Annotated in this window: 3 protein-coding genes; 2 read left to right on the forward strand and 1 reads right to left on the reverse strand. The window is 71.8% G+C overall.

The features are described from left to right. The first annotated feature begins 199 nt into the window (after positions 1-199). Complete coding sequence (locus VB737_RS06025; protein WP_500311973.1) at positions 200-1207, forward strand: ribose-phosphate pyrophosphokinase; 1008 nt, start codon at positions 200-202, stop codon at positions 1205-1207. An 11-nt stretch (positions 1208-1218) separates the two neighbouring features. Continuing rightward, positions 1219-2472, forward strand: coding sequence for a glycoside hydrolase family 10-like protein (locus VB737_RS06030; protein ID WP_500311975.1), 1254 nt, complete (start codon positions 1219-1221; stop codon positions 2470-2472). On the opposite strand, the gene VB737_RS06035 is transcribed toward VB737_RS06030, so the two are convergent. Further along, on the reverse strand, positions 2469-3356 hold an 888-nt coding region (locus VB737_RS06035; RefSeq protein WP_500311978.1), incomplete at its 5' end, for an aminopeptidase N C-terminal domain-containing protein. The two genes, VB737_RS06030 and VB737_RS06035, sit on opposite strands and share 4 nt — an antisense overlap.

A 3356-nucleotide genomic window follows, 5' to 3' on the forward strand; every position in this document is an offset into this window, starting at 1 on the left:
CCGCAGGGCCACGCCTTCGGCGGCGGCCAGCCGTGCCGCCACGGCCGCCAGGCCCTCCAGCTCCCGCTGCCGCCCCAGGCCCACCAGCAGCAGGCCGCCCTTCGGCTCGGCGCCGAACCCTGAAACCGACATGGTTGTTTGCACTGTCCGGGCCGGCTCGCTTCTACCATCGTGCTGCGAAGCCACGCCGCCTGCGCCCTTGGCCACTTTCTCGACCGCTGAACGGGTGGAGCAGAGCGGGCACCCGCCCCTCACCAGCCACGATCCACGGCGGCTGCGGCTGTTCTGCGGCAATGCCAACCCCGATCTGGCCCGGGAGATCGGTGCCTATCTCGGCGTTCCCGATGGCCCGCGGGTGATCAAGCGCTTCGCCGACGGCGAGGTCTACATCCAGATCCAGGAGTCGATCCGCGGCTGCGACGTCTTCCTGATCCAGCCCACCTGCGCTCCGGTGAACGATCACCTGATGGAGCTGATGATCATGGTGGATGCCTGCCGGCGGGCCTCGGCACGCCAGATCACCGCCGTCATCCCCTACTACGGCTACGCCCGCGCCGACCGCAAGACCGCCGGCCGCGAGTCGATCACCGCCAAGCTGGTGGCCAACCTGCTGGTCAAATCCGGCGTCGAGCGGGTGCTGGCCATGGACCTGCACTCCTCCCAGATTCAGGGCTACTTCGACATCCCCTGCGACCACATCTACGGCTCCCCGGTGCTGGTCGACTACCTCGCCACCCGCGACCTGGGCGAGGTGGTGGTGGTCTCCCCCGACGTGGGCGGTGTGGCCCGGGCCCGGGCCTTCGCCAAGCAGATGAAGGATGCGCCGCTGGCGATCATCGACAAGCGCCGCTCCGGCCACAACGTGGCCGAGAGCCTCACCGTGATCGGTGACGTGGCCGGCAAGACGGCGATCCTGATCGACGACATGATCGACACCGGCGGCACCATCTGCCAGGGGGCCAGGTTGCTGCGGGCCCGCGGGGCGGCCCGGGTGCTGGCCTGCGCCACCCATGCCGTCTTCTCCCCCCCGGCCATCGAGCGCCTCTCCGAGCCGGGCCTGTTCGAAGAGGTGGTGGTCACCAACAGCATCCCCCTGAGCCCCGATCTCCATTTCCCCCAGCTGCGGGTGCTGTCGGTGGCCAACATGCTCGGCGAAGCGATCTGGCGCATCCACCAGGAGAGCTCGGTCAGCTCGATGTTCCGCTGAGCGCCGCCGCCATGGAGGCTCCCGCTGCGCCGGCCCGTCGGGTGCCCCTGAAGCGCTTCGCCCACCTCAAGCGCCGCCTGCCGGTGCCCCTCACCGTGCTGGTCACGGCCCTGCTGGCCCTCACCGTGGGTGCCCCTCGACCGGCCGACGCCCAAAGTCGCCTGCCGAAGGGGTTCGAGCGCCGCGTGGGGGTGTGGCTCACCAACAGCCCCAGCCCCCTCTACTACGACGCCGCCCGCATCGAGTCCGCCGTGGCCCAGCTCGATGCCGCCGGCTTCAACACCCTCTACCCCAACGTCTGGAGCCGGGGCGCCACCTTCCACCGCAGCCGCTGGGCGCCGCTGGAGCCGGCCCTGGCCCGCGCCAACCCCGGCCTCGACCCCATCTGCCGCTTCACCAAGGCCGCCCATCGCCGCGGCATGCAGGTGATCCCCTGGTTCGAGTACGGCCTGATGGAGCCGGCCGATGCCGAGGTGGTGCAGAAAAACCCGGAGTGGGTGCTGCGCCGTGTCGACGGCAGCGCCCTCTACGCCATGCACGGCGCCAACCTCAAGACGTCCCCCCTCAAGGACCTGCGGGTGTGGCTGAATCCGGCCCACCCGGGGGTGCGGGCCCGCTTCATCGGCCTGATCAAGGAGATCGTCCAGCGCTGCGGCGTCGATGGCATCCAGCTCGACGACCACTTCGCCTGGCCGGTGGAGCTGGGCTACGACCCCTACACCCGCGCCCTCTACCTGGCGGACACCGGCCGCGAGCCGCCCGCCAACTTCAACGACCGCTACTGGATGAAGTGGCGCCGGCAGCGGCTCACGGCCCTGCTGCGGGAACTGCGGGGCACCCTGCAGGAGGTGGGCGGTCCGCGGCGCACGGTGATCAGCCTCTCGCCGGGCCCCTTCCGCTTCGCTTACAACCACTGGCTGCAGGACTGGGAGCTCTGGGCCCTGGGCGAGCTGGTCGACGACCTCATCGTCCAGAACTACGCCTATTCGGTGAAGGGCTTCGCCCGCGACCTCGACCAGCCGGCGCTGGTGAAGGCCCGCCGCTGGGGCATGCCGGTGGAGATCGGCATCCTCTCCGGCTTCGGCGGCCGCACCCCCGACATGGCCACCCTCGAGCAGAAGGTGCGCCTCTCCGCCGCCCGCGGCCACGGCGTGATCTTCTTCTACTGGGAGGGCCTCTGGGGCCAGTACGCCGGCCCTGAGGGGGCCGCCGCCCGCCAGGCCGCCTTCCGCCGCCTCAACCGCGAGGTGTTCGGCGGCCGTTAGGCGTCCCCGCCGGCGGCCCCGAGGCACTGGCCCACCACCTCGCGGGTGTTGGTGGAGAGCTCGGCGGCCGCCAGTCCCTCCAGGGCTTCGCGCATCCGCTCGCGCCGTCCGGGGCCGTAGCTCTGCCAGCGGCTGAACACCTTGGCCATGCGCGAGGCCGTGATCGGGTTGCGCTGATCCAGCTCGGCGATCTGGCCGGCCATGAAGAGATAGCCGCTGCCGTCGGCGGCATGGAACACCGGCGGATTGCCCGCCAGCCCCCCCAGCACCGCCCGCACCGCATTGGGCGCCGCCGGATCGAAGCGTGGATGCTCCAGCAGCCGCTGCACCCGCTCCAGGCCGTCGGCGAAGGGGGCGGCGGCCTCCAGGGCGAACCAGGAATCGAGGATCACGGGTTTCTCCTCCCAGCGGGCGTAGAAGGCGTCCACCGCCTCCTGGCGGGCCGGGATCGGATGGTCCTGCAGCGCCCGCAGGCCGGCGCGGGCCAGGGTCATCGAGGGGCCGTCCACCGCTGCGCGGGCCGCCGCGATCGCCGCCCCATCCCCCGCGGCCACCCGCCAGCTCCAGATCGATCCCGTCAGCATCCGGTCGCCCACCCCCTCCGGCCACACCAGTGACCACTGGGCGCTGACCCGCTCCAGGGCCCGCTCCAGGGGCTCGGCCAGGGCTTCCCCGAAGCGGCGGCGCAGGGCCTGCAGGGCGGCGAACAGGGCCGGCGGATCGGGCTCCGGCGCCCCATCCTCCAGTTCGGCCAGCCCCGGCAGGGACAGCAGCACGCTGCGGCTGGCCTCCGAAAGGGAGGGATCGGCCAGGATCCGCCCGAAGGCGTCGATCAGGGCGTCCTCCAGCACCCCATCCACCCGGCCGGCGGCGCGGCGCAGCAG

Origin of the sequence: Synechococcus sp. BA-120 BA3, from assembly GCF_034931285.1 — a bacterium.
In the GTDB taxonomy this organism is placed as follows: Bacteria; Cyanobacteriota; Cyanobacteriia; order PCC-6307; family Cyanobiaceae; genus Cyanobium.